Source organism: Pseudomonas sp. NPDC089743, from assembly GCF_044748785.1.
Taxonomy (GTDB): Bacteria; Pseudomonadota; Gammaproteobacteria; order Pseudomonadales; family Pseudomonadaceae; genus Aquipseudomonas; species Aquipseudomonas putida_X.
In genome coordinates this window covers 50,946-76,041 of the sequence record NZ_JBIVGS010000020.1, presented here as the reverse complement: position 1 = coordinate 76,041, position 25,096 = coordinate 50,946, and the positions used below count along the sequence as shown (strand labels likewise).

23 protein-coding genes are annotated in these 25,096 nt (G+C 62.1%); 8 read left to right on the top strand and 15 right to left on the bottom strand.

Annotated features, from left to right (window positions below; all coding sequences use genetic code 11):
- Positions 1-183 precede the first annotated feature (183 nt).
- The 9 genes from msrQ to mrcB all read right to left on the bottom strand — a co-directional run bounded on the left by msrQ (position 184) and on the right by mrcB (position 10,044).
- Entirely contained in the window at positions 184-798 is a 615-nt protein-coding gene (msrQ, locus tag ACIPZC_RS23955) for a protein-methionine-sulfoxide reductase heme-binding subunit MsrQ (RefSeq protein ID WP_400629924.1), read from the bottom strand.
- The gene (gene msrP / locus ACIPZC_RS23950; RefSeq protein ID WP_241803814.1) at positions 798-1,811 is read right to left on the bottom strand and encodes a protein-methionine-sulfoxide reductase catalytic subunit MsrP; all 1,014 of its coding nucleotides are present in this window, start codon (positions 1,809-1,811) and stop codon (positions 798-800) included. Before msrP ends, msrQ begins: the two co-directional genes overlap by 1 nt.
- Before the next feature lie 76 nt (positions 1,812-1,887).
- Positions 1,888-2,739 carry a CDP-diacylglycerol--serine O-phosphatidyltransferase gene (gene pssA / locus ACIPZC_RS23945; RefSeq protein ID WP_012312687.1) on the bottom strand — a complete coding sequence of 284 codons (852 nt, stop codon included), beginning with the start codon at positions 2,737-2,739 and terminating at the stop codon, positions 1,888-1,890.
- 150 nt (positions 2,740-2,889) lie between these two features.
- Entirely contained in the window at positions 2,890-3,906 is a 1,017-nt protein-coding gene (gene ilvC, locus ACIPZC_RS23940; protein ID WP_241803815.1) for a ketol-acid reductoisomerase, read from the bottom strand.
- A gap of 54 nt (positions 3,907-3,960) precedes the next feature.
- Positions 3,961-4,452 (bottom strand): acetolactate synthase small subunit, encoded by a 492-nt coding sequence (ilvN, locus tag ACIPZC_RS23935; protein WP_003250040.1) that lies wholly within the window; start codon positions 4,450-4,452, stop codon positions 3,961-3,963.
- 1 nt (position 4,453) lies between these two features.
- Positions 4,454-6,178: an acetolactate synthase 3 large subunit gene (locus ACIPZC_RS23930; protein ID WP_400629921.1), complete on the bottom strand. Its 1,725-nt coding sequence runs from the start codon at positions 6,176-6,178 to the stop codon at positions 4,454-4,456.
- A 414-nt stretch (positions 6,179-6,592) separates the two neighbouring features.
- Positions 6,593-6,919 carry a YqcC family protein gene (locus ACIPZC_RS23925; RefSeq protein ID WP_241803817.1) on the bottom strand — a complete coding sequence of 109 codons (327 nt, stop codon included), beginning with the start codon at positions 6,917-6,919 and terminating at the stop codon, positions 6,593-6,595.
- Positions 6,919-7,707 carry a tetratricopeptide repeat protein gene (locus ACIPZC_RS23920; protein ID WP_277818053.1) on the bottom strand — a complete coding sequence of 263 codons (789 nt, stop codon included), beginning with the start codon at positions 7,705-7,707 and terminating at the stop codon, positions 6,919-6,921. The genes ACIPZC_RS23925 and ACIPZC_RS23920 overlap by 1 nt, the downstream gene beginning before the upstream one ends.
- Before the next feature lie 15 nt (positions 7,708-7,722).
- Positions 7,723-10,044, bottom strand: coding sequence for a penicillin-binding protein 1B (gene mrcB / locus ACIPZC_RS23915; RefSeq protein WP_400629919.1), 2,322 nt, complete (start codon positions 10,042-10,044; stop codon positions 7,723-7,725).
- Positions 10,045-10,161: 117 nt separating this feature from the next.
- Here mrcB and ACIPZC_RS23910 point away from each other — a divergent pair, with 117 nt between their 5' ends.
- Together ACIPZC_RS23910 and ACIPZC_RS23905 are read left to right on the top strand one after the other, a co-directional pair.
- Complete coding sequence (locus ACIPZC_RS23910; protein WP_400629917.1) at positions 10,162-11,724, top strand: AAA family ATPase; 1,563 nt, start codon at positions 10,162-10,164, stop codon at positions 11,722-11,724.
- 179 nt (positions 11,725-11,903) lie between these two features.
- Complete coding sequence (locus ACIPZC_RS23905) at positions 11,904-12,182, top strand: TfoX/Sxy family protein (RefSeq protein ID WP_241803821.1); 279 nt, start codon at positions 11,904-11,906, stop codon at positions 12,180-12,182.
- 201 nt (positions 12,183-12,383) lie between these two features.
- On the opposite strand, the gene ACIPZC_RS23900 is transcribed toward ACIPZC_RS23905, so the two are convergent.
- The 4 genes from ACIPZC_RS23900 to ACIPZC_RS23885 are packed head-to-tail and all read right to left on the bottom strand — an operon-like array spanning position 12,384 to position 15,969.
- Positions 12,384-13,271, bottom strand: a complete 888-nt coding sequence (locus ACIPZC_RS23900) for a ChaN family lipoprotein (RefSeq protein WP_400629914.1) — start codon at positions 13,269-13,271, stop codon at positions 12,384-12,386.
- A 12-nt stretch (positions 13,272-13,283) separates the two neighbouring features.
- Positions 13,284-14,051, bottom strand: a complete 768-nt coding sequence (locus ACIPZC_RS23895; protein WP_400629912.1) for a heme ABC transporter ATP-binding protein — start codon at positions 14,049-14,051, stop codon at positions 13,284-13,286.
- Positions 14,051-15,034, bottom strand: a complete 984-nt coding sequence (locus ACIPZC_RS23890; protein WP_400629926.1) for a FecCD family ABC transporter permease — start codon at positions 15,032-15,034, stop codon at positions 14,051-14,053. The genes ACIPZC_RS23895 and ACIPZC_RS23890 overlap by 1 nt, the downstream gene beginning before the upstream one ends.
- A gap of 50 nt (positions 15,035-15,084) precedes the next feature.
- Positions 15,085-15,969, bottom strand: a complete 885-nt coding sequence (locus tag ACIPZC_RS23885; protein ID WP_400629910.1) for a hemin ABC transporter substrate-binding protein — start codon at positions 15,967-15,969, stop codon at positions 15,085-15,087.
- Positions 15,970-16,117: 148 nt separating this feature from the next.
- Here ACIPZC_RS23885 and ACIPZC_RS23880 point away from each other — a divergent pair, with 148 nt between their 5' ends.
- Entirely contained in the window at positions 16,118-16,435 is a 318-nt protein-coding gene (locus ACIPZC_RS23880; RefSeq protein ID WP_400629908.1) for a Rieske (2Fe-2S) protein, read from the top strand.
- Here ACIPZC_RS23880 and sfsA read toward each other — a convergent pair.
- Together sfsA and ACIPZC_RS23870 are read right to left on the bottom strand one after the other, a co-directional pair.
- Positions 16,425-17,138 carry a DNA/RNA nuclease SfsA gene (gene sfsA / locus ACIPZC_RS23875; RefSeq protein WP_267820875.1) on the bottom strand — a complete coding sequence of 238 codons (714 nt, stop codon included), beginning with the start codon at positions 17,136-17,138 and terminating at the stop codon, positions 16,425-16,427. The genes ACIPZC_RS23880 and sfsA overlap by 11 nt on opposite strands.
- On the bottom strand, positions 17,138-18,310 hold the full coding sequence (locus tag ACIPZC_RS23870) for a pyridoxal phosphate-dependent aminotransferase (protein WP_241803827.1): 1,173 nt from the start codon (positions 18,308-18,310) through the stop codon (positions 17,138-17,140). The genes sfsA and ACIPZC_RS23870 overlap by 1 nt, the downstream gene beginning before the upstream one ends.
- A 210-nt stretch (positions 18,311-18,520) precedes the next feature.
- On the opposite strand from ACIPZC_RS23870, the gene dksA reads away from it, so the two are divergent.
- From dksA to ACIPZC_RS23845, 5 genes are all read left to right on the top strand, one after another.
- Positions 18,521-18,967, top strand: coding sequence for an RNA polymerase-binding protein DksA (gene dksA, locus ACIPZC_RS23865; protein WP_241803828.1), 447 nt, complete (start codon positions 18,521-18,523; stop codon positions 18,965-18,967).
- Between the two features lie 64 nt (positions 18,968-19,031).
- Positions 19,032-19,919, top strand: a complete 888-nt coding sequence (gene gluQRS / locus ACIPZC_RS23860; RefSeq protein WP_400629905.1) for a tRNA glutamyl-Q(34) synthetase GluQRS — start codon at positions 19,032-19,034, stop codon at positions 19,917-19,919.
- A 221-nt stretch (positions 19,920-20,140) separates the two neighbouring features.
- On the top strand, positions 20,141-20,317 hold the full coding sequence (locus ACIPZC_RS23855; RefSeq protein WP_003250005.1) for a hypothetical protein: 177 nt from the start codon (positions 20,141-20,143) through the stop codon (positions 20,315-20,317).
- Positions 20,301-23,276 carry a sensor histidine kinase gene (locus tag ACIPZC_RS23850; protein WP_241803830.1) on the top strand — a complete coding sequence of 992 codons (2,976 nt, stop codon included), beginning with the start codon at positions 20,301-20,303 and terminating at the stop codon, positions 23,274-23,276. Before ACIPZC_RS23855 ends, ACIPZC_RS23850 begins: the two co-directional genes overlap by 17 nt.
- A gap of 4 nt (positions 23,277-23,280) precedes the next feature.
- Positions 23,281-24,720 (top strand): sigma-54-dependent transcriptional regulator, encoded by a 1,440-nt coding sequence (locus ACIPZC_RS23845; RefSeq protein ID WP_400629903.1) that lies wholly within the window; start codon positions 23,281-23,283, stop codon positions 24,718-24,720.
- The last annotated feature ends 376 nt before the right edge of the window (positions 24,721-25,096 follow it).

The window sequence follows — 25,096 nt, the reverse complement described above, 5'->3', positions numbered from 1 at the left end:
CCAGCACTACCTGGATTAAGCAACTCATTGAATTTCAAGGAGTTTCTCGTTCCGACTACGCTGGAAGTGGGGCGCATTATAAGGGGATTCGAGAGGGCGTCAACCTTTAATTTCAAGAAAATGACACATAGACGGAAGTGGCTCAATAAAGCGCAACGATGGTTTGACGTTATCTTGTAGCACCTACGAAGCCACCCTTCCCCGCCGCCCCATGATTCGAGGCACGCGCCGCGCCACCGCTGGCACCCGCAGCACCATCAACAAGACCCCGATGGCCGCGTAGATCGCCCACTCACGGAGATCGGAGCGCACGATCCACAGGAAATGCAGCAGGCCCAACCCGAGAATCACATAAACCAGCTTGTGCAGTTTCTTCCAGCGTGCGCCCAAGCGCCGCTGGCTGTAGCGATTGGAAGTCACCGCCAGCGCCAGTAAACCCAGGAAGCCGAGCGCACCCACAATAATGTACGGCCGCTTGCGCAGCTCGACGGCAAACTGCCCCCAATCCAGCCCCAGGATAAAGAACAGGTAGCAAAGCAGGTGCAACACGATATAGGCAAAACACCACAATCCCAGCTGCCGACGCACAACGATCCAACCCGACCACCCCGTCAGCTTCTGCAGCGGCGTCATGCTCAGCGTGATCAAAAGGAAGATCAACGCCCCCAGCCCAAGCCGATCCATAAGGATCTTCCCCGGGTCCGGTCCAAGCAGGTTCATGGCCGCCTCATACAACCACCACAGCGGAAACGCACAACCGACGATAAAGATCGGCAAGCGCAGCCAGGGATAACGCATCAATAGTTCTTCCGCAGGTCGAGGCCAGCGTACAGCGACGCCACTTCATCGGCGTAGCCATTGAACATCTGTGTCTGTCGCACATTGGGGCTGAACAGGCCACTGGGCAGGCGCCGCTCGCGCGCCTGGCTCCAACGCGGGTGATCGACCTCAGGGTTCACGTTGGCATAGAAACCATATTCATCAGGCGCAAGGCTCTCCCAGGTGGTGCGCGGCCGTTCGGCCACCAGGCTGATTCGCACGATCGACTTGATGCTCTTGAACCCATACTTCCACGGCACCACCAGCCGCAGGGGCGCACCGTTCTGGTTGGGCAACTCCCGCCCATACATGCCGACCGCCAGGATCGCCAGGGGATTCATCGCCTCGTCCAGGCGCAAGCCCTCCTCATAAGGCCAATCGATCAAGGCGAAGCCCGAACGCTGCCCCGGCATGTTTTGCGGATCCTGCAGGGTCTCGAACCGCACATAGCGCGCCTTCGAAGTCGGTTCAACCTGCTTGAGCACCTGGGCCAGGGGAAAGCCCAGCCAGGGGATGACCATTGACCAGGCCTCCACGCAGCGCAACCGATAGATACGCTCTTCAAGCGCGTAGGGTTTGACAAAATCTTCCAGCGCATAGCGCCCGGGCTTGCCAACCTCGCCATCGACCACCACCGACCAGGGCTCGGTCTTCAGGCTCCCGCCATTGGCGGCTGGGTCGCCTTTATCAGGCCCGAACTCATAGAAGTTGTTGTAATGCGTGGCATCCTTGAAGGGCGTTATCGCCTCGTCTTTTACCGTCACGGCTTGCCAACGCGTTTCAGCCAGCTTGCTGGTGAACCAGGCCGGTGCGTTGCCTGCCTCGACATCTGCGTAACGCGATGCTTGGGCCGCGCGCGCGGCAAAGGGCATCGCCCCCAGCGCAACGGCGGCCATGGAGCCACCCAGCAGGGTACGACGGGAAAGGTAGATGCTTTCGGGCGTGATCTCCGATGCCTTGCAATCGGAAGACCTGGGAAGCTTTATAAGCATGACGGCTCCACAGCACTGGTTAGCGGATGTACCAGTAAGACTATGGAGCCGCAGGGTTATTCCATCATTAAATCATTCAAGATTTACGATGGCGGCCTTTAAGCAGGAACTGGATCGGGCCGGAAGCGGCGTAGGCGAGGAAGATCAGCAGCAAGATGCGCGGCGGATCGCTGAATACCACGGCAAACACCAGCACCACCGCCAGGATCGCCACGAACGGCACGCGCCCCTTGAGGTCGAGCTCCTTGAAGCTGTTGTACTTGATGTTGCTGACCATCAGCATACCGGCAGCGGCAACCAGCAGTGCCACCAGGAACGACAACTTGGACCCCTGGATGCCATAGTCGCTGAAGGCCCACACGGTGCCGGCCACCACCCCAGCGGCAGCCGGGCTGGCCAGGCCGATGAAGTAGCGCTTGTCAGCAGTCCCGACCTGGGTATTGAAACGCGCCAGGCGCAGCGCGGCGCCAGCGACATAGATGAAGGCGACCATCCAGCCGACCTTGCCCATATCGCCCAGCGCCCAGCCGAAGGCCAGCAGGGCCGGGGCCACGCCGAAGGCGACCATGTCCGACAACGAATCGTACTCGGCCCCAAAGGCGCTCTGGGTGTTGGTCATGCGGGCGACGCGGCCATCGAGGCCGTCGAGCACCATGGCCACGAAGATGGCGATGGCGGCAAAGGCAAAGTACTTGCTCGCCTCGCGCGGGTCGCCAGCACTGAGGGCGCTCTGCGCGCTCATCGAGTTGATGATGGAGTAGAAACCGGCAAACAGGTTGGCGGTGGTGAACAGGTTGGGCAACAGATAGATACCGCGATGGCGCACCTTGCGCCCTTCGGCATCATGCCCTTCTTCAACGTGCTCATCGACAGGTAGCAGGCTTTCGGCGTCGGAGGGCTTGTTCGGCTCTTCGGGACGTTCGCTCATGGAGGGTACCTTGCAACAGGATGGAAAATGTTCGACACGGGCCCGCGAAACAGGTTCTGACGGCAGGCCACTGGTCTGCTTTATACCAGAAGCTGAATGCCAGAACGAAAAAACGCGGCCGAAGCCGCGTTTTTCATCATTCGATAAGACTCAGTTCTTGGTCTTGTCGACGATTTTGTTAGCCGAGATCCACGGCATCATCGAGCGCAGTTGCTCGCCGATGACTTCGATACCGTGAGCGGCGTTGTTGCGACGCTTGGCGGTCATCGATGGGTAGTTGGTGGCGCCTTCGGAGATGAACATCTTCGCGTACTCGCCGTCCTGGATGCGCTTCAGAGCGTTGCGCATGGCCTTGCGGGATTCTTCGTTGATGACTTCGGGACCGGTGACGTACTCACCGTACTCGGCGTTGTTGGAGATCGAGTAGTTCATGTTGGCGATACCGCCTTCGTACATGAGGTCGACGATCAGTTTCAGCTCGTGCAGGCACTCGAAGTAGGCCATTTCCGGCGCGTAGCCAGCTTCGACCAGGGTTTCGAAACCGGCTTTGACCAGCTCGACGGTACCGCCGCACAGAACGGCCTGCTCACCGAACAGGTCGGTTTCGGTCTCGTCCTTGAAGGTGGTTTCGATGATGCCGGTACGGCCGCCACCAACGCCCGAAGCGTAGGACAGGGCGACGTTCTTGGCGTTGCCGGAGGCGTCCTGGTAGATAGCGATCAGGTCAGGGATACCGCCGCCTTTGACGAACTCGGAACGCACGGTGTGGCCCGGGGCCTTCGGCGCGATCATGATCACGTCGAGGTCGGCACGTGGAACGACCTGGTTGTAATGGATCGAGAAACCGTGGGAGAAGGCCAGGGTGGCGCCCTTCTTGATGTTCGGCTCGATTTCGTTCTTGTACAGAGTGCCCTGGAACTCGTCCGGGGTCAGGATCATGACCAGGTCGGCAGCAGCGACGGCGGTGGCAACATCGGCCACTTTCAGGCCGTGGGCTTCAGCCTTGGCAACGGTAGCCGAACCTTTACGCAGACCGACGGTAACGTCTACACCGGAGTCCTTCAGGTTGCACGCTTGAGCGTGGCCCTGAGAACCGTAACCGATGATGGCGACTTTCTTGCCCTGGATGATGGAAAGGTCGCAGTCTTTATCGTAGAAAACTTTCATGAAATACCCCTGGTTATATCTCGGCCCCTATGGAGCCATCGCTAATTTTTGAATTCAGATGCTGAGCACTTTGTCGCCACGGGCAATGCCGGTGACGCCACTGCGCACGGTTTCGAGAATCGATGCAGTGCCGATGGCCTGGATGAAGCTGTCCAGTTTGTCGCTGGTACCACTGAGCTGCACGGTGTACACGCTGGCGGTAACGTCGACGATCTGGCCACGGAAGATGTCCGTGGTGCGCTTGATCTCGGCACGCTGGGCACCGGTGGCCTTGACCTTGACCAGCATCAGTTCACGCTCGATGTGAGCGCTTTCCGACAGGTCGACAAGCTTGACCACTTCGACCAGCTTGTTGAGGTTCTTGGTGATCTGTTCGATCACTTCATCATGGCCAACGGTGGTCAGCGTCAGACGCGACAGGGTCGGGTCTTCGGTAGGCGCCACGGTCAGGCTTTCAATGTTGTAGTTGCGCTGGGAGAACAGGCCGACCACGCGGGACAGAGCTCCGGGTTCGTTTTCCAGCAGCAGGGAAATGATGTGCCGCATATCAGGTACGCTCCGTCTTGCTCAGCCACATGTCACGCATCGAGCCATCCTTGATCTGCATCGGATAGACGTGCTCGGTACGGTCGACCGCGATGTCGATGAACACCAGGCGGTCCTTCATCGCGAAGGCTTCCTCGAGCTTGGGCTTGAGGTCCTTCAGGCTGGTGATGCGGATACCCACATGGCCATAGGCCTCGGCCAGCTTGATGAAGTCAGGCAGCGACTCGACATAGGAATGCGAGTGGCGGCCGTTGTAGGCCATGTCCTGCCACTGACGGACCATGCCCAGCACGCCGTTGTTCAGGTTGACGATCTTCACCGGCAGGCCGTACTGCATGCAGGTGGACAGCTCCTGGATGTTCATCTGGATGCTGCCTTCGCCCGTCACGCAGGCCACGTCCTGATCCGGGAAATTGAGCTTGATGCCCATGGCCGCGGGGAAACCGAAGCCCATGGTGCCCAGGCCACCGGAGTTGATCCAGCGGTTCGGCTTGTTGAAGCGGTAGTACTGCGCCGCGAACATCTGGTGCTGGCCGACGTCGGAGGTGACGAAGGCATCGCCGTTGGTCACTTCGCACAAGGTCTCGATGACGGTCTGCGGCTTGATGACGCTGCCGTCGCCCTTGTTGTACGGGAACAGGTCGCCATTACCGCGCCATTCGTCGATCTGCTTCCACCAGGCTTCGGCCGCGGCCTTGTCTGGCTGCTCGCCGATTTCCTTGAGGATGCCCAGCATCTCGCTCAAAACGCTGTCGACCGGGCCCACGATCGGCACGTCGGCCTTGATCATCTTGGAGATCGACGCAGGGTCGATGTCGATGTGAATGATCTTGGCATTCGGGCAGAACTTGGCCGGGCCATTGACCACGCGGTCATCGAAACGCGCGCCGACCGCGAAAATCACATCGGCATTGTGCATGGCCATGTTGGCGGTGTAGCTGCCGTGCATGCCGAGCATGCCCAGGAACTGGCGGTCGGTACCCGGGAAGCCGCCAAGGCCCATCAGGGTATTGGTGACTGGCAGGTTCAGCGACTTGGCGATTTCGGTCAGCGCTTCGGAGCCGCCACCGAGAATCACACCGCCACCGGCATAAACGATCGGACGCTTGGCAGCCAGCAGCATCTCGGCAGCCTTGCGGATCTGGCCGGAGTGGCCACGCACTGCCGGGCTGTAGGAGCGCAGCTTGACCTTCTTCGGGTAAACGTATTCGAACTTCTCGGCCGGGTTGGTCATATCTTTTGGAATGTCGACCACGACCGGGCCTGGACGGCCGGATTGCGCCAGGTAGAAGGCTTTTTTCAGGATTTCAGGGATCTCGGTGGCATGTTTGATCATGAAGCTGTGCTTCACGATCGGCCGCGAGATGCCGATCATGTCGGTTTCCTGGAAGGCATCGGTACCCACCATGGTGCTAGGCACCTGGCCGGACAGGATGACCATCGGAATCGAGTCCATGTAAGCGGTGGCAATACCGGTGATGGCATTGGTCGCGCCCGGGCCGGAGGTTACCAGCACCACACCGGCCTTGCCGGTGGCGCGGGCGTAGCCATCCGCCATATGGGTAGCGGCCTGCTCGTGACGAACCAGGATGTGCTCGACTTCCGGTTCTTTGAACAGGGCGTCGTAAACATGCAGGAGAGCACCACCAGGGTACCCGTAGATGTGCTTAACGCCTTCGTCACGCAAGAAGCGGACGACCATCTCAGCGCCAGATAAAAGCTCCACGTTGTTCACCTCTAAAACGCCAGAATACCGTCCCTAGTGGACGGGTCTTAATAGGTTTACTGCCAAGCAGAGCATGAGCGAACGTCAGCACTGACTGAGCAAGTATTGGGAGCGCCCCAGAGTGTTGCGGGGTTATCCCACCCAGCGCGAGGTAACGCGTTGCGGGGTGTAACAGGTCGGCGCGGGTGTGCGCCTCATGATCTGCTTAGCGGGTCTGCTTCTGGCAGTCCCTCTAAAGCGGAATCTGGATTCTTGTGATTTGGCGGCTACAAGTCAAGAAAAATTATTGCCAATTTTTCCTAAAGATGAATTCCAGCCACCACTAAAAACCGACACTGCAGCAGAAAAAACAACATTTACACAAAAAAGGGCCACAATCTGCGGCCCTTGAAGGAAAAATAGAAGAAATCAGGCTCAACTCGCGATCAATCGATCGAACTCTGCCAGCAGGCGCCGCAACTCACGACTCTGCTCCGGCCTGTCGACGAACACCGTCTCGGCCATCACCAGAATGCCCGAGGCGTTGGGCAGCGGTTGACCCAGCTCGATGATGATCTTCATGCGCGGCAGGAAGATCCACTGCAACCACTGCTCGAAGCTCATGCTGTCGACCGCAAAAGGCACCGTGCTGGCCAGCGCCTCATCGCTTGGCGGCTCGTCAGCCCACCACCCCTGCACGATCAACTCACGCTCGATGAGCAGCAGGTGGTCAGCGATATCCAGAATGCGCTGCTCGATCATCACGAGTTGACCCGCGCTTTCTGCCGGGCCAACGCGGCGCCAGCGCTGTCGCCCTGCTTCTCACGAGCCTGGGCGATGGTGTTCCACAGCTCGGCCTGAAGGTCAGGACGGCCATTGGCGTAAGTCAGGGCACGGCGCGCCAACTGCTCGGCCTGTGCTGCATCGCCTTGGGACAGGCGCACCTGCGCCAGACGGAACAGTACCTGCGGCTCGCGCGGGGCGATGCGTTGGGCGCGCTCCAGGCTCGAGGCTGCACCGTTGAAGTCGCCGCTGCCCTGTTGCGACTGGGCAGTGGTCAACAGGGCCAGCACCGGACCATCGAGCTGCTCGTCAGCCGACAGCCCACCGGATGCCGCACTGCTGCGCGGAATGCCGGTTGGCGCGCTGGCAGCCGCCGAGGCACTGTTCATCGACGCGATGTCGAACGGTTCGTCGGCGATCGGGTTGGGGTTGGTCTCCATCGGCGCAGATGTGCCGGGGCCAGGGGTAATCGGCGTGGTGCTGATCGGTGCCACGCCACTGCCTGCTGGGAACGTCTGGATGCCCGTGGCACCGGCGCCTTGCGGAATCATCACGGTCACGCCGGAGTCCTCGGGCAGGGTTTGCGCTTGCGACGTGCCGTTGTTGATGCCGGCCGCCGAGCGGTTGGCCGTCACCCGTTCGCTGTTGGACACTCGTGTGCTCGAGTCCACGACCGGGATGTTGCCACGCTGAACGCTGGAACAGCCCTGCAGCACCACCAGTGCCGTCACGGCAGGAAACCACCACTTTTTCACTTCACACCTCATCAATGCTGCCAGGGCTTAATTCATCCAGCCTTTGACCCAGTCCATGACCGATTCTGCCGGATTTTGCTCGCCACCGCAGATTGCGCCGGCGGGCGGTTCGCTGCCGCGAATATACGGCATCTGCACCGCTCCCGGACAGCTTGCGTCGGAGCCCTGCCCACTGTAGGGGTCGATCCAGGCCTGTACCACGTTGTCTGGTTGCGGCATGTCCAGCGGCAGCGGGTCAGCCTTCTTCATGAAGCTGGTCCACACCTGCAGGGCACCGGTGGCGCCGGTGAACGGCGTCTTGCCGTTATCGTCACGGCCCATCCACACCACCGCCAGCAGGTCCTGGCTGAAGCCGGAGAACCAGCTGTCACGGGAGTCGTTACTGGTACCGGTCTTGCCCGCCAGCGTCAGCGACCTGGGCAGCACGTTGTACACGGAGCGGCCGGTACCTTCGCGCATCACCCGCTGCATCGCGTTCTGCACCAGGTAGATCGAGCCTGGGTCGAAGGTCTGCTGGATCTGGAACGGGTAACGCTTGAGCGGCTCACCTTCGGCGGTGAGCACACTGCGGATACCGCGCATCGGCGTATTGAAGCCGCCGTTGGCGATGGTCTGGTACATCGTCGCCACCTGCATCGGCGACATGCCACCGGCCCCCAGCAGCATTGCCGGGAACGGCTGCCAATCGACATTGACCCCGAGCCGGCCGATGGTCTTGATGACGTTGGGCACACCTACTTCCAGGCCGATCTTGGCGGTCGACAGGTTGTAGGAGTTGGCCAGCCCCTGGTACAGGTAAATGGTGCCATGCGGGCGGCGATCGTAGTTCTGCGGGCGCCACACTTGGCCATTGGCGCCCTTGACCGAAAACGCCTCGTCCTGCACCCAACTGGTCAGGGTGTACTTGCTCGGCTGCTCCAGCGCGGTGAGGTACACCGCAGGCTTGACCAGCGAGCCAATCGGCCGCACGGCATCGATGGCACGGTTGAAGCCGGCGAATCCGGCCTGACGACTGCCGATGAGTGCCTGCACCTCACCGGTTTCCGGGTTGGTCACGACCATCGCCGATTCGACCTCGTCAGCGCCTTTGCGCCCTGCCAGACGCTTGAAGGTCTCATTCATCGAGGTTTCGGCCTTCATCTGCAGGATCGGGTCGAAACTGGTGAAGATGCGCAGGCCTTCTTCAGTAAGGTCCTCGTCGCGATAGTCCTGGCGCAGCTGACGCTTGACCAGGTCGAGGAAGGCCGGGAACGAACTGTCGGCCAGGCTGCCCCGCTTGGTCACGCCCAGCGGCATCTTCTTGGCCGCATCGACCGCCTCCTGGCTCGCAACGCCCTGCTCGGCCACAAGGTCCAGGACCAGGTTACGCCGCGCCAGGGCCCGTTCGGGGTGGCGACGCGGGTTGTAGTAGGACGGCCCCTTGACCATGCCCACCAGCAAGGCGATCTGGTGCAACTTGAGTTCCGACAGCGGTTGGCTGAAGAAGAACTGGCTGGCCAGGCCAAAGCCATGCACGGCGCGCTGGCCATCCTGGCCGACGAAGACCTCGTTGAGGTAGGCCTCGAGAATTTCGCGCTTGTCGTAGTGCAGCTCCAGCAGTACGGCCATCATCGCTTCGGTCAGCTTGCGGCTGAGGGTGCGTTCGCTGGTCAGGTAGAAGTTCTTCACCAACTGCTGGGTCAGGGTACTGCCACCCTGGCGCATGGTACCGGCGGAGGTGTTGACCCACAAAGCACGCGCGATGGACTTGGGCGACACGCCGAAGTGGCTGTAAAAGTCTCGGTCTTCGGTTGCCACCAGGGTTTCGAGCAAGTACGGGGGCACCTGATCGATCTTGATCAGGATGCGGTCCTCGAGGTTCTTCGGGTAGATGCCGCCGATCATCAACGGCTCGAGGCGCACCACATCCAGCTTGGCATTGTTGGCGCCGGACAGCCCGGCAACGTAGTCGCCGGAGAAGCGCACACGCACGAACTGCGCGGGTTCCATCCCCTCATAGAACTGGAAGCCGCGGGTGTTGAGGTCGACGGTATTACCGTTGACAGCCGCAGCGCCCGGGCCATTGGCCGCGCTTTCTCGCCGGTAGCCGAGGGCATCGAGTTCGGTGAGGAAGTCGTTCTTGCTCAGCTTCTGGCCGACGAACAGCTCCAGCGGCCGGGCGTATACCTTGGCCGGGATGGTCCAGCGCTTGCCGGAGAACTTCTCCTGGACGACAGCATCGAGGTAAACCGCGAAGCCGGCAACGATCACCAGGCCGACCAGGCTGAGCTTGAACGCCCAGCCCAGCCAGGCGCGCGAGCGGCCGGTCGGGCGTTTCTTAGGGGTACGGGAATTTCGGGTTCGAGTCATGGCGGCGGATTATACGCACTTTGTAAAGGCTGGGCAGGCGCCCTCTGGCGGTATGCAGGGACGGCACCATTGACCATAATGGCGCCTTCGAATTCCCTGCCCCCGGAAGGATTTCCCGTGAGCCAAGCCTTGATCACAGCGTTGCAGAACCCCGCCCTTTACCCTCACCCCGTGGACGGGTTCCAACTCATCGAGACGCACATCTCCTGGGTCCTGCTTACTGGCGAATACGCCTACAAGATCAAGAAGCCGATGAATTTCGGCTTCCTCGACTTCACCGGGCTCGATCAGCGCCAGCATTTCTGTAACGAAGAGTTGCGCCTGAACCAGCGTCTGACGGACGGCCTGTACCTGGAAGTGCTGCCGATCACTGGCAGCGCCGAAGCCCCGCAGCTTGGTGGTGAAGGCGCTGCGATCGAGTACGTATTGAAAATGCGCCAGTTTCCGCAGGGGCAGATGCTCAACACCCTGCAGGCCAACGGCGAACTCAATGCTGGCCACATCGACCAGATGGCCCGGCAGATCGCAGCATTCCACCTGCAGACTCCGAAGGTGCCCGCGGAGCAGCCATATGGCTCACCTGAAAGTGTCATGGCCCCGGTCGAGCAGAACTTCGAGCAGATCCGCCCGTTCCTCAGTGACAAGGCCGACCTGCAGCAGCTGGACAACCTGCAAGCTTGGGCGCGCAGCAGTTTCGAGCGCCTTGAAGGCCTGTTCGCGGCGCGCAAGGCCAATGGCTTCACCCGCGAATGCCACGGCGACATTCACTTGGGTAACGCCACCGTGATCGATGGCAAGGTGGTGATCTTCGACTGCATCGAGTTCAACGAACCGTTCCGCATGACCGACGTCTGGGCCGACACCAGCTTCCTCGCCATGGACCTGGAAGACCGCGGCCTGAAATGCCTGGCGCGGCGCTTCGTCAGCCAGTATCTGGAGCTGACCGGCGACTATGAAGGCCTGGAAGTGTTGAACTTCTACAAAGCCTACCGCGCCCTGGTCCGCGCCAAGATCGCCCTGTTCAGCATGCCGGCCAATGCCGATGGCGTGCAGCGTGCCACCAGCCTGCGCACCTACCGCAACTACGCCAACCTGGCAGAAAGCTACAGCGCCATCCCTTCGCGCCTACTGGCCATCACCCATGGCGTGTCGGCCGTAGGCAAGAGCCACGTCGCCATGCGCCTGGTCGAAGCCTTGGGCGCTGTGCGCGTGCGCTCGGATGTGGAGCGCAAGCGCTTGTACGGTGAACAGCAACAAGCCCAAGCAGGTCAACTGCAAGCGGGCATCTACGACAACGATGCCAGCACCGCCACCTACCAGCGCCTGCACCAGCTTGCTGCGACCATCCTGCGCGCAGGTTTCCCGGTAGTGCTCGATGCTACCTACCTCAAGCGCGAACACCGCAAAGCTGCCGCCGAAGTCGCGAACGATACCGGCGTGCCATTGCTGATCCTCGATTGCCAGGCACCTGAGGCGGTCATCGCCAGTTGGCTGGAGCAGCGCCTGGCGGACAACAACGACCCGTCGGACGCCACCCTGGAAGTGGTCAAGGCGCAGCAGGCCAGCCGTGAGCCACTGGATGAAGTGGAACGGCAGCAGAGCACGCGCGTTGATACTCAGGATGCCAGCAGCATGGACCAGGTGATCGACCAGATCCGCCAGCGTTTGCCAGGCCTCTAAAATCAGCTCGATTCGGGCCGGCTGGTGGCCGGCCCGAACACCTCCCCCCCGGCGCAAACAGGGCATCTCGTCGCCCCCGATGGCAAAAGGCCGCGCATTTTCCAACCCCCGCTACACTCCTCTCTGACCTGCTCGCGATTTATCCCCTAATACCCGTTCAGCCATCGCCAGGAGGCTCGATGAACGATGAATTGCAGCATCTGAAGAATCTTGGAAAGACCTCCGCGCAGTGGTTACATGCGGCCGGTATCCACAGTGCATCGGATTTGCGTCGGCTCGGCGCGGTAGGTGCTTACCAGGCCGTCAAAACCCGAGGGTTCCGGGCGTCGAAGGTGTTGCTGTACGCCATTGAAGGCGCGCTGCTGGACATGCACTGGAACGATTTGCCGGCCGAGCGCAAGCAAGCGCTCAATCAACAACTCGATGCGAAATGCCCTACGCAAAAAAATGCGAAATAAACATCAGATGGGGATTGACTCGATAATGAGAATCGTTATGATTATCACAACTGGTCGCGAGACTGGTTGGATAAGCTGAAAGCCCCTGGTTCGGACTCTCAGATTATCTCCTCATCAGGCTAATCACGGTTATTGACCCGGCATTTTTTGCCGGGTCTTTTTTTTTTGAGGCTTGCCACTGCCTCCTAACCGCCTGCACGCCTACTTACGCAACGGTGCGCAATAATCCTGCTCCGGCATCGCCGCCGTATACCAGACATAATCTGCCATCCCCGCGTCGACCTGCTGACCCACCTCGGCCAACAACAGCACCTTGCTCTGCCCCTCTGCCCCCAGGTCGGCGAGGTGCAACGGCACGCCCAAGTCCTTGCGTACGTGGAATGCACCGGCCAGCAACAGGGCAGGCTGCGGCGCCGAGAGCAGCCGCTGGGCAATGCGCCGGTCACGTTGTTGCTGAACGGCCAGCATGGCCGGCAACTGGCTCACGGGGAGCAAATCACAGTGCCCGGCCCTCACCTGCTCGAGCAATGCTGCCTTCACCTGTGGCGCATTGGACTGCGCCCCCGGCACCGGCGTCGCCAGGCGATAGGCCTGGCGCATTTCGCCAGCCGACAGGTTGGCGGCCAGAAGGGGAACATGGCTGCCCAATGCTTCACGTACGATCGGCCCGTACAGCTGCCAGTCCCAGCCCTCCTGCCACGCCAGGGCCTTGGGCAGCTCTTGCGGCAATGTGGCCTGGGCTTGAACCGCATCGACCCTAGCCTGCTGCTCCGGTTGCAGCATTTCCAGAAGCAGGCTGCCCTGGGGGCGCCGGGCCTGCATGGCGCGGATCAACCAAAGTTGCAAGGCGTGATGGTCTGCGTTGTCATGCTTTTCGCCTACCAGCACTCGCGGTACGCCAGCCAGTTCCTCCACCAGCTGTTCAGGGCTGATGACCTTGCCGCTGGCCAGATCGTGGATTTGCCCCAGTTCTGCGCGGTCACGCCCTTCGCTACTCTGCCAGGCGGGTAGCGGCGGCACGCTGGCTTGGCAGCCCCCCAGCGCAAACAACACGCCCAGCAGCGCGCCAGACAGTAAGCAATGATGCATGGGCAACGCCTCCTAGCGGGTGATGATCAGCGGATGCCCCCGTTCCGGATGGGCCTGTACCAATACGTCTATGCCGAACACGGCCTTGAGCGCCGCGGGCGTCAACACCTCCTGCGGCGAGGCCAGAGCATGGGCACGGCCCCCTTCGAGCAACAGAATACGATCACAGTAGCGCGCCGCTAGGTTCAGGTCATGCAGGATCACCAATACCGCTGCGCCGCGGTCGGCAAAACTGCGCACAGCTTGCAAGGTGGTGTGCTGGTGCAAGGGATCGAGCATCGAGGTCGGCTCGTCAAGCAGCAGCGTAGCCCCCTCCTCACCCGGCCACAGCTGCGCCAGTACGCGGGCCAGGTGCACACGTTGCCGTTCCCCGCCCGACAACGCCAGGTAACTGCGCCCCAGCAGATGGCAGGCATCTGCTGCATGCAGCGCTGCCTCAACGATCTCAGCGTCACGCACTTGGCCGCTGTCATGGGGCATTCGCCCCATGCCGACCACTTCCTCGACCCTGAACGCAAAGCCCAGGCTGGACACCTGCGGCAACACCGCCAGGCACCTGGCCCGCGCCTGCCCGTCCCAGCTGGCCAACGGCCGGCCCTGCAACGTCACGCGCCCTTGGCCGGGCGCCAGTTCGCCACACAGCACGCCCAGCAGGCTGCTCTTGCCTGCACCATTCGGGCCGAGCACACCCACCACCTGGCCCGGATGCATTTGCAGATTGAGGTCATGCAGTACTTCATTCCCACCACGGCGCAGGTAAAGGCCCTCGACTTGCAACATCAACTGCGCCCTCTGATCAACAAAACCAGGAAAAACGGCGCACCGATAAAGGCCGTGACGATACCGATCGGCAACTCGGCCGGCGCCAGCGCCAAGCGCGCCACCAGGTCGGCAAGCAGCATCAGCATGCCGCCAGCCAATAGCGATGCGGGCAACACCACGCGGTGATCAGGCCCGGCCAGCAAGCGCACCAGGTGCGGTACCACCAGGCCGATGAAGCCGATAAGCCCCGCCGCCGCCACGGCCGCGCCCACACCCAGGGCCGTGCAGAACACCAGTTCGCGCTTGAGCCGCTCCACCTCGATACCCAGGTGCCGCGCCTCGGACTCGCCCAGCAGCAAGGCATTGAGCGCCCGCGCCCGGCGCGGCAACCACAGCGCGACGCCTGCGGCCACGATCAGCAACGGCCACAGCCGGTCGTAGCTGGCACCGTTGAGGCTGCCCAGGTTCCAGAAGGTCAGCGTACGCAGGGTGGCGTCGTCGGCCAGATAAGAAAACAGGCCGACCGCCGCGCCCCCCAGCGCGGTCATGGCTACACCGGCCAGCAACATTGTGGCCACATTGGTCTGCCCATCGCGCCGCCCTAGGCGATAGACCAGCGCGGTGACCGCCAGGCCGCCGATAAAGGCGCACAGTGACAACAAGTAAGGCGCAAATGCCTCAGGCAGGCCGCCAAACCAACTGCCGCCAACGATAGCCACTGCAGCGCCCATGGCTGCCCCGGCGGATACGCCCACAAGCCCAGGGTCGGCCAGCGGATTGCGAAACAACCCCTGCATGGCCACACCGCACAGCGCCAGCACCGCCCCCACTGCCAAGCCCAGCAGCGTGCGTGGCAGGCGAATCTGGCCCAGGATCATTTCGGCCTGCTGCAGGCCTTCGCCGTCGATACGCAGCCCCACTAACCGCAGGCCCGCGCGCAAGGTATCGAACAGCGGCAAGCTCACAGGGCCCAGGGCGAGGGACAGCCATACCGCCAACAGGCACAGCAGGCTCAGGCAGATAATCAGTGTACGTGGCTGCACGCGCTGCTTCATTGCGTGAGGCTGACCTTTGCCGCCGGGTAGAAGGCAGCCGCCAGGTCTTGCAGGGCCTGCGGCAAGCGCGGGCCAAGGCCGCCGACCAACAGGGTCGGGTCAAGTTGCACCAGGCGCTGGTCGCGTACCGCTCGGGAGGCGGTCAACGCCGGGTTTTCCTTGAGCAGTGCCTGCAGGGCCTGGTCGCCGACCAACGCGCGATCGGAGAACACCACGACATCGGGGTCCAGGGCCGCCAATGCTTCATTGGAGAAGTTCTTGTATCCCTGATGCTCGGCCAGGTTTCGCCCACCTGCCTGACGCAGCAGCCAGTCACCGGCGGTGCCCTGCCCGGCAATCAGCGGTTTCGCCCCCGCGTGGCCGACCAGCAACAGCACACCCGGCGCGTTGTGGCTGGCCTGTGCCTGCTTGACCTGCATCTGCAACAGCTCAAGCTGCTGATGATAATCAGCGGCGAGTTGCGCGGCCTTCTGCTCGGCGCCGAGCAAAACACCCAGCTGCTTGAGGTTTGCATCCACGGCGGCGAGGTCCGCCTTGCTGGAGAGCAGCTCCACCCGAACGCCGGCTTTGCGGATTTGCGCAAGCACAGGTGGCGGCCCCATCTCTTCTGTGCCGACCAGCACATCCGGGCGCAAGCTGAGGATGCCCTCGGCGGACAACTGGCGCTGGTAACCGATACTTGGCAGGGCCTTGAGCGACTCAGGATGCTGGCTGGTGGTATCCACACCCACCAGGCGCGGCTCGCCGCCCAGGGCGCTGACCCACTCGCTCAATGCGCCGCCAGCACTGACCCAGCGCTGTGGCAAATCGGCGGCCAGCGCCTGGGTGGAAGCGACCAGGGCTGCGCACAAGGCAAACAAGGCAGCGGGACGACGCATCATCGGATTCCTTCTGAAGGCGAGCCACACGCCTTGTGGCGAACGGCGGAACTGCGCACCATAGACAAACGGGCGCAGCGATTGCGCGCAATTTGATAATTATTCGCATTGGCGCGTCAAGCCATCACATGTCTCACGAGTTTTCCTGCACATGCACTTCCTTTGTACTTCCGCAGCGCTGGCCGAGGGCCATAGCCGCGCCTTCAGGGTAGACGGCATCGAACTGTTCGGCGTGCGTCGCCAAGGTCAGGTGCGTCTGTATCGCAACCGCTGCCCGCACCGGGGGATCCCCTTGAACTGGCAGGCGGACGCATTTCTCGATGACAGTGCAAGCCTCATTCACTGCGCCCATCACGGTGCGCTGTTCCTGATCGAAAATGGCGAATGCGTGGCAGGCCCCTGCGAGGGTGACGCGCTGCAGGCCCTGGACTGCCTGGAAGACAGCCAGGGGATCTGGCTCAGGGGTTGACCAACACCGGTAGCGGGCGGTCGATGACGATGTGCCCGGCATCCAGGCGCACGCCATAGGCCAGCACCTCTACCCCATCCGCCACGGCGGCACGCAGCGCCCGGGCATAGGCTGCATCGATCTCGTCGGCCGGACGCACCGCTTCGATGCCCGTCAGGTTCACACAGTACAGCTGCACCGCACGTATACCTTGCCGGGCCAGCGCCGCGAGTTCGCGCAGGTGCTTGGCACCGCGCTGGGTGACGGCATCCGGGAAAGCGGCCACTGCCGTATCCGGGTACCCCAGGGTCACGCTCTTGACCTCGACATAAGCCGGCCCGTGGTCGAACTCCAGGCGAAAGTCCACGCGGCTGCCCTCTTCACCGTAGGCCACCTCACGCTTGAGTGCAGTGAAGCCCGCCAGCTCTTGGATCACGCCCGCGCGAAGCGCTTCCTCGACCAGCGCGTTGGCCCGCCCCGTATTGATGCAAGCCAGCCGCCCCTGAGGCGTCTCGCTGATTTCCCAGGTGCCCGGCAACTTGCGCTTGGGGTCGTTGGAGCGACTGAACCAGACCTGCCCGCCCTCGCGCATGCAATTGAGCATGGAGCCCGTGTTGGGGCAGTGGATGGTCAACTGCTCGCCATTGGCCAGCTGGATGTCCGCCAGGAACCGCTTGTAGCGGCGCAGCAGCCGCCCTTGTTCGAGTGGAGGAAAGAACACCATCAGCCCTGCCAGCTCCGCAAGCCACGGGCGATGCGCTGGACCGCCTCCTCCAGCCGCGGCAGGCTCTGTGTATAGGCAAAGCGCACATGATGGCCTGCCAGGTGGCGGCCGAAGTCCAGGCCCGGCGTGAACGCCAGGTGCTCGGTTTCCAGAAAATGCTGGCAGAAAGCAAAGGCATCGCCGCCAAAGGCACTGATGTCGGCATATAGATAGAACGCGCCCTGCGGCTCCACGGCAATGCCAAAGCCCAGTTCGCGCAGGGCGGGCAACAGGTAGTCGCGACGGCGGGCAAACTCGGCGCGGCGCGCTTCGAAAATTGCCAGGGTTTCAGGCTGGAAACAGGCCAGTGCGGCGTGCTGGGCCATGCTTGGTGCGCTGATGTACAGATTTTGCGCAAGCTTTTCCAGATCGGCCACGGCCTCAGGCGGTGCAACCAGCCAGCCAAGCCGCCACCCGGTCATGCCGAAATACTTGGAAAAACTATTCAGGACGAAAGCCGAATCATCCACTTCCAGGACGCTCGGCGCGTCCATGCCGTATGTCAGCCCGTGGTAGATCTCGTCCACTACCAAGTGGCCATTTCGTTCGCGGGTGGCCTTGGACAAGCTGGCCAGCTCATCACGCTCCAGCACGGTACCGGTGGGGTTGGCTGGCGAGGCGACCAGGGCACCGACAGTGTCCTGGTTCCAGTGCCGGTCCACCAGATCGGCGGTCAGTTGATAGTTCACCTCAGGCCCGACAGGTACCAGTTGCGCCCCACCCTCGACCAGTCGCAGGAAGTGGCGGTTGCAGGGGTAGCCGGGGTCTGCCAACAGCCAGTGCTTGCCGGGGTCGACCAGCAGGCTGCTGGCCAGCAGCAGCGCGCCAGAGCCCCCCGGGGTGATCAGAATGCGTTCGGGGTCTATCGCGACGCCATAACGCTGGTCGTAAAAGCCGGCAATCGCCTCACGCAGGGCCGGCAGGCCACGCGCGGCGGTGTAGCGGGTATGCCCGGCGGCCAGCGCCGCCTGGCCTGCTTCGACGATAGGCGCGGCGGTGGTGAAGTCCGGCTCACCGATTTCCAGGTGGATCACATCATGACCGGCCGCTTGCAGCTCGTTGGCCCGCGCCAGCAACGCCATGACATGGAAGGGTTCAATGGCGCGGCTGCGCGCACTGTAGTGGTGGGCCATTACCTTCTCTCAATTGGGTCTAAACTGGTGATTCTACCTTTGCACAGCACCGAACGTACGCCCCATGGCGCTGTCAACACGTAGGATCGGGCGGGCTAGCGCACCCCCGATCTATCTGGTAAGTTCGGCGGCTCGCAGTCGCAGGGCCGGCGGGTGCCGGAGATGGAGCATCCTGCGCATTGGATCAGATGAGTAAGAGGCGGTCTATTCATGTCCACCGTAGAAAAGCAAAAAACCGGTCAAACCATGTACGGTGTCGCGCCCTATAATGAGACCAAGGGCGAAGAGTACATGGGTGAGCCCATGAAGAAGCACTTCACCACGCTTCTCAACGCCTGGAAAGGCGAGCTCATGCAGAGTGTGGATCGCACCGTAGACCACATGAAAGATGAAGCTGCGAACTTCCCGGACCCGGCCGACCGTGCCAGCCAGGAAGAAGAATTTGCTCTTGAGCTGCGCAACCGTGACCGCGAGCGCAAGCTGATCAAGAAAATCGACAAGACCCTGCAGAAGATCCAGGACGAAGAGTACGGCTGGTGCGAATCGTGCGGCATCGAAATCGGCCTGCGTCGCCTGGAAGCCCGCCCCACCGCGGACCTGTGCTTCGACTGCAAGGAAATCGCCGAGAAAAAGGAAAAGACAGTCGGCAAAGGCTGATCCTTCTCTCCTCCGAACGGGGCGCATCATGCGCCCCGTTTTATTTTCAGAAACACCACTGCCCATGAACGACTCGCGCTACATCGGACGCTTCGCCCCCACCCCCAGCGGTTTTCTGCACTTCGGCTCGCTGGTGGCCGCCCTGGCCTCCTGGCTTGACGCCCGCGCGGTCAATGGCCGTTGGCTGCTACGCGTCGAAGACACCGACCCGCCACGGGAAATGCCCGGCGCCCGTGATGCAATCCTGCAGACCCTGGAGCGCTATGGGCTGGAATGGGATGGCGAGGTGGTCTTCCAGAGCCAGCGCCACGACGCTTACGGCGCGGTGGTAGACCGCCTGTTCAATATGGGCCTGGCCTACGCCTGCACCTGTTCGCGCAAACAGCTCGAAGGCTACAACGGCATCTATCCAGGGTTTTGCCGCAACGCCGGGCACGCGCGCGAAGGCGCCGCCATCCGCCTGCGGGTGCCAGAACTGCTCTACCGCTTTACCGATCGCGTGCAAGGGGAGTTCCAGCAACACCTTGGCCGCGAGGTGGGCGACTTCGTGATTCAGCGCCGCGACGGGTTGTATGCGTACCAGCTGGCAGTCGTACTGGACGACGCCTGGCAAGGTGTTACCGACATCGTGCGCGGGGCCGACCTGCTCGACAACACGCCGCGCCAGCTGTACTTGCAGGAATTGCTGGGCTTTTCCCAACCGCGTTACCTGCACATTCCATTGATCGTGCAACCTGATGGGCACAAGCTGGGCAAGTCATACCGTTCACCGCCGCTTGAGGCTGATCAGGCAACGCCGTTGCTGTTGCGGGCATTGCGCGCATTGGGCCAGGAAGCCGACCCTCAGTTGCTGACGGCATCGCCCGCTGAAGTATTGGCCGTGGCGCGCCAGCGCTGGCAGCCAGAAGCCATTGCACAGCGAACAACGGTGCCCGAGGCTGATTTGAAGTGAAGCATCACCGGCCCTATCGTCGGCAAGCCGGCTTCCACAGTAACAGTGCGCTACCTCGCGGCCAGCTGGCGACAGGGCGAAATCGGGCAACCCACGCCTCAAAAACAAAAGCCCAATAATTTCAAACCCTTGGCGAACACCACCGATTCCCGCTAGCATCGCTCCAACCATTTGCGCCAATAATAAGTCCAAGCCCGCAGCGCCCAACCATCGAGGCCAGCATGTACATCTATCGTTTGGTCCTGCTTCTGGTCGTGGGGATCTACCTGTTCTCCCCGGCCATCATGGACTGGTGGATCGAACCGACCGGCGCCTGGTATCGCCCTTACCTGCTCTGGCTGATCCTGATCGTCGTCACTTTCATCCTGCAGAGCCAACGAGATGCCGATGAGCTTTAGCCTGACCCAGATGATCCTGATCAGCGCCGGGTACCTGATGGTGCTGTTCGGTGTGGCCTGGATCAGCGAGCGTGGGTTGATACCCCGTTCGATCATTCGCCACCCGCTGACCTACACCCTGTCGCTGGGCGTCTACGCCAGTGCCTGGGCTTTCTACGGCTCGGTGGGCCTGGCCTATCAGTATGGCTACGGCTTCCTCGCCTGTTACCTGGGCGTCTCCGGCGCCTTCCTGCTGGCGCCTGTGCTGCTTTATCCGATCCTCAAGATCACCCGCACCTACCAATTGTCGTCATTGGCCGACTTGCTGGCCTTTCGCTTTCGCAGCACCTGGGCCGGTGCGCTGACGACCATTTTCATGCTGATCGGTGTGCTTCCCTTGCTGGCCCTGCAAATTCAGGCAGTGGCCGACTCGATCAGCATTCTCACCGGCGAACCGGTCAAGGCACGCGTGGCCTTTGCCTTCTGCGCACTGATCATCCTGTTCACCATCTTCTTCGGCTCGCGCCACATCGCCACGCGCGAAAAGCATGAAGGGCTGGTGTTCGCCATCGCCTTCGAGTCGGTGATCAAGCTGCTGGCGCTGGGCGGCATTGGCCTGTACGCCCTGTACGGCGTGTTCGGTGGCCCGCACGGGCTGGAAGTGTGGCTGCTGCAGAACCAGACCGCCCTGGCCGCGCTGCACACCCCGCTGCAGGAGGGCCCATGGCGCACCCTGCTGCTGGTGTTCTTCGCCTCGGCCATCGTCATGCCGCACATGTACCACATGGCCTTCACCGAAAACCTCAACCCGCGCTCACTGGTCAGCGCCAGCTGGGGCCTGCCGCTGTTCCTGCTGCTGATGAGCCTGGCCGTGCCGCTGGTGCTGTGGGCGGGCCTGCGCCTGGGCGCCAGCACCAACCCCGAGTACTTCACCCTGGGCCTTGGGATCGCCGCCAACAACAAGGCGCTGGCACTGCTGGCCTATGTCGGCGGGCTGTCCGCCGCCAGCGGCCTGATCATCGTCACCACCCTGGCCCTGTCGGGCATGGCGCTCAACCACCTGGTGCTGCCGCTGTACCAGCCGCCGGCTGAAGGCAACATCTACCGCTGGCTGAAATGGACCCGCCGCGCACTGATCGTCGCCATCATCACCGCCGGCTTCATGTTCTACCTGAACCAGAACACCCACCAGAGCCTGGCCAACCTGGGCATCGTCGCCTTCGTCGCCACGTTGCAGTTCCTGCCGGGGGTGCTGTCGGTGCTGTACTGGCCAACCGCGAACCGCCGCGGCTTCATCGCCGGCCTGCTGGCCGGCACCCTGGTCTGGATGGTGACCATGCTGCTGCCCCTGCTGGGCAACCTGCAGGGCTTCTACATCCCACTGCTGGACATGATCTATGTGCTCGACGACACCAGCTGGCACATGGCAGCGATCGCCTCCCTGGCAGCCAACGTACTGTTGTTCACGCTGATTTCACTGTTCACCAACGCCAGCAGCGAGGAGGTCAGTGCCGCCGAAGCATGTGCAGTGGACAACGTGCGCCGGCCCCAGCGCCGCGAGCTGCATGCAGCTTCACCGCAGGAGTTCGCCACCCAACTGGCCAAGCCACTGGGTGCAAAGGCTGCACAGAAGGAAGTCGAACAAGCCCTGCGTGACCTCTACCTGCCGTTCGACGAGCGCCGCCCCTATGCCCTGCGCCGCCTGCGTGACCGCATCGAGGCCAACCTCTCGGGCCTGATGGGGCCGAGCGTGGCCCAGGACATGGTCGAAACCTTCCTGCCCTACAAGTCTGGCAACGAGAACTACGTCACCGAAGACATCCACTTCATCGAAAGCCGCCTGGAAGATTACCACTCGCGCCTGACGGGCCTGGCTGCCGAACTCGATGCCTTGCGCCGCTACCACCGTCAGACCCTGCAGGAGCTGCCCATGGGCGTCTGCTCGCTGGCCAAGGACAAAGAAATCCTGATGTGGAACAAGGCCATGGAGGAGCTGACCGGCATCGCCGCCAAGCACGTGGTCGGGTCGCGCCTGGTAACCATCGATGAACCGTGGCGCGGCCTGCTGCTGGGTTTCATCAACGTACCCGATGAGCACTTGCACAAACAGCGCCTGGCACTGGACGGCCAGCCGCGCTGGCTCAACCTGCACAAAGCGGCCATCGATGAGCCCCTGGCACCTGGCAACAGCGGGCTGGTGTTGCTGGTCGAAGACCTCACCGAGACACAGGCCCTGGAAGACAAGCTGGTGCACTCCGAACGCTTGGCCAGCATCGGCCGCCTCGCTGCGGGCGTGGCCCACGAGATCGGCAACCCGATCACCGGCATCGCCTGCCTGGCGCAAAACCTGCGCGAGGAGCGCGAAGGCGACGGCGAGATCATCGAATTGTCGAGCCAGATCCTCGAACAGACCAAACGGGTGTCGCGCATCGTGCAGTCGCTGATGAGCTTTGCCCATGCCGGCGGTAGCCACCAGAACAGCGAAGAGCCAGTGTGCCTGGCCGAAGTGGCCCAGGATGCCATCGGTCTGCTGGCGTTGAACCGGCGCAATTTCGAAGTACAGTTCTTCAACCTCTGCGACCCCGACCACTGGGCAGAGGGGGATCCTCAGCGCCTGGCCCAGGTGCTGATCAACCTGCTCTCCAACGCGCGTGACGCGTCGCCGCCTGGCAGCGCCGTGCGGGTACGCACCGAGGTCAGCGAGCACACCGTCGACCTGATCGTCGAGGACGAAGGCAGTGGGATTCCGAAGAACATCATGGACCGCCTGTTCGAACCTTTCTTCACCACCAAGGACCCTGGCGAGGGAACCGGACTAGGGCTCGCTCTGGTCTATTCCATCGTGGAAGAGCATTATGGGCAAATCACCATCGACAGCCCGGCCGACATCGAACGGCAACGTGGCACCCGGATCCGCGTGACCCTGCCCCGGCATGTCGTAGCGACGTCCCCTGAAATTCGAGACCGTCGAGAGAATTGAATCAATGCCGCATATTCTGATCGTCGAAGACGAAACCATCATCCGCTCGGCCTTGCGTCGCCTGCTCGAGCGGAACCAGTACCAGGTCAGCGAAGCCGGCTCGGTGCAGGAAGCACAGGAACGCTTCAGCATTGCCACCTTCGACCTGATCGTCAGCGACCTGCGCCTGCCCGGCGCGCCGGGTACCGAGTTGATCAAGCTTGGCCAAGGCACCCCAGTGCTGATCATGACCAGTTACGCCAGCCTGCGCTCGGCGGTGGACTCGATGAAGATGGGCGCGGTGGACTACATCGCCAAGCCTTTCGACCACGACGAAATGCTCCAGGCGGTGGCGCGTATTCTGCGCGACCGGCAGAGTGCACCGGCACCCGCCCCAGTGGCCGAGCCACGCAGCAACGGCAAGGCATCCCCTGCCGACAAAGGCGCTCCGGCATCGGCCAACGGCGAGATCGGCATCATTGGCTCGTGCCCTCCCATGCAGGACATGTACAGCAAGATCCGCAAGGTGGCGCCGACCGATTCCAATGTGCTTATCCAGGGCGAGTCCGGTACCGGTAAGGAACTGGTAGCCCGTGCCCTGCACAACCTGTCACGGCGCGCCAAAGCGCCGATGATCTCGGTGAACTGCGCGGCCATCCCCGAAACCTTGATCGAGTCGGAACTGTTCGGCCACGAAAAAGGGGCATTCACCGGTGCCAGCGCAGGGCGTGCCGGCCTGGTGGAAGCGGCAGACGGCGGCACCCTGTTCCTCGATGAGATCGGTGAACTGCCGCTGGAAGCCCAAGCCCGTCTGCTGCGGGTGTTGCAGGAGGGCGAAATCCGCCGGGTGGGTTCGGTACAGTCGCAAAAAGTCGACGTGCGCCTGATTGCCGCGACCCACCGCGACCTGAAAAACCTGGCCAAGGCTGGGCAATTCCGTGAAGACCTTTATTACCGCCTGCACGTGATCGCCCTCAAGTTGCCAGCCCTGCGTGAGCGCGGCAGTGACGTCAACGAGATCGCCAGCGCCTTCCTCGCCAGGCAGAGCGCGCGCATCGGTCGTGACGATTTGCACTTCTCGTCTGAAGCCGAGCAAGCCATTCGTCATTACAGCTGGCCGGGCAACGTGCGCGAACTGGAGAACGCCGTAGAGCGTGCGGTGATTCTAAGCGAGAGCGCGGAGATATCGGCCGAACTGCTGGGTATCGACATCGAGCTGAGCGACATGGACGATGACGACGCGCTCGACAACGCGATGGCCGCGGGCGCTGCCAACAACGCCAGCCATGAGCCGACCGAGGACCTGTCGCTGGAAGACTACTTCCAGCATTTCGTGCTCGAGCACCAGGACCATATGACCGAAACCGAACTGGCCCGCAAGCTCGGCGTCAGCCGCAAGTGCCTGTGGGAACGCCGCCAACGCCTGGGCATACCGCGCCGCAAGAGCAACGCTACCAGCGAATGAGCGGCTCCTATGGAGCGCCGCCCGCGCGGCGCTCCATTGCATGGACGCGCAACAGCCTCTGTGCCCCTGGTAACAATCGGCCCCCGCAAAAATCTGTTACCTAACCTTTTCGCCGTAACAGTTCCCGAGGCGTACGGTAACGAAATCTCGTCATTCCCCACCGGCCAGCCTCTCGTCAAACCCGTCAAACCATTGATTTCATTGGGTTTCTCAAAGTTGGCACGCCACCTGCTATATGTTCAGTACAAGAACAATAACAAGCACTGCAACTCAGAATAAGAACAAGACGAAACGGCTCACGCACAATAAAAACAAGACGGCGGAGGCGCAGCTAACTGATTCTTTTGGAGAGGATGCGTGTTTGGGGCTTGCCCCA

Excerpts from the sequence above, each read along its gene's own strand:
- gluQRS (WP_400629905.1), top strand. The coding sequence starts at position 19,032 with ATGAACGACTCGCGCTACATCGGACGCTTCGCCCCCACCCCCAGCGGT.
- ACIPZC_RS23905 (WP_241803821.1), top strand. The coding sequence starts at position 11,904 with ATGAACGATGAATTGCAGCATCTGAAGAATCTTGGAAAGACCTCCGCG.
- ACIPZC_RS23845 (WP_400629903.1), top strand. The coding sequence starts at position 23,281 with ATGCCGCATATTCTGATCGTCGAAGACGAAACCATCATCCGCTCGGCC.
- msrQ (WP_400629924.1), bottom strand. The coding sequence starts at position 798 with ATGCGTTATCCCTGGCTGCGCTTGCCGATCTTTATCGTCGGTTGTGCG.
- msrP (WP_241803814.1), bottom strand. The coding sequence starts at position 1,811 with ATGCTTATAAAGCTTCCCAGGTCTTCCGATTGCAAGGCATCGGAGATC.
- ACIPZC_RS23920 (WP_277818053.1), bottom strand. The coding sequence starts at position 7,707 with ATGAGGTGTGAAGTGAAAAAGTGGTGGTTTCCTGCCGTGACGGCACTG.
- sfsA (WP_267820875.1), bottom strand. The coding sequence starts at position 17,138 with ATGGTGTTCTTTCCTCCACTCGAACAAGGGCGGCTGCTGCGCCGCTAC.
- ACIPZC_RS23880 (WP_400629908.1), top strand. The coding sequence starts at position 16,118 with ATGCACTTCCTTTGTACTTCCGCAGCGCTGGCCGAGGGCCATAGCCGC.
- ACIPZC_RS23900 (WP_400629914.1), bottom strand. The coding sequence starts at position 13,271 with ATGCATCATTGCTTACTGTCTGGCGCGCTGCTGGGCGTGTTGTTTGCG.
- ACIPZC_RS23870 (WP_241803827.1), bottom strand. The coding sequence starts at position 18,310 with ATGGCCCACCACTACAGTGCGCGCAGCCGCGCCATTGAACCCTTCCAT.
- ilvC (WP_241803815.1), bottom strand. The coding sequence starts at position 3,906 with ATGAAAGTTTTCTACGATAAAGACTGCGACCTTTCCATCATCCAGGGC.
- ACIPZC_RS23850 (WP_241803830.1), top strand. The coding sequence starts at position 20,301 with ATGCCGATGAGCTTTAGCCTGACCCAGATGATCCTGATCAGCGCCGGG.
- ACIPZC_RS23855 (WP_003250005.1), top strand. The coding sequence starts at position 20,141 with ATGTACATCTATCGTTTGGTCCTGCTTCTGGTCGTGGGGATCTACCTG.
- pssA (WP_012312687.1), bottom strand. The coding sequence starts at position 2,739 with ATGAGCGAACGTCCCGAAGAGCCGAACAAGCCCTCCGACGCCGAAAGC.
- mrcB (WP_400629919.1), bottom strand. The coding sequence starts at position 10,044 with ATGACTCGAACCCGAAATTCCCGTACCCCTAAGAAACGCCCGACCGGC.
- ilvN (WP_003250040.1), bottom strand. The coding sequence starts at position 4,452 with ATGCGGCACATCATTTCCCTGCTGCTGGAAAACGAACCCGGAGCTCTG.
- dksA (WP_241803828.1), top strand. The coding sequence starts at position 18,521 with ATGTCCACCGTAGAAAAGCAAAAAACCGGTCAAACCATGTACGGTGTC.
- ACIPZC_RS23895 (WP_400629912.1), bottom strand. The coding sequence starts at position 14,051 with ATGTTGCAAGTCGAGGGCCTTTACCTGCGCCGTGGTGGGAATGAAGTA.
- ACIPZC_RS23885 (WP_400629910.1), bottom strand. The coding sequence starts at position 15,969 with ATGATGCGTCGTCCCGCTGCCTTGTTTGCCTTGTGCGCAGCCCTGGTC.
- ACIPZC_RS23925 (WP_241803817.1), bottom strand. The coding sequence starts at position 6,919 with ATGATCGAGCAGCGCATTCTGGATATCGCTGACCACCTGCTGCTCATC.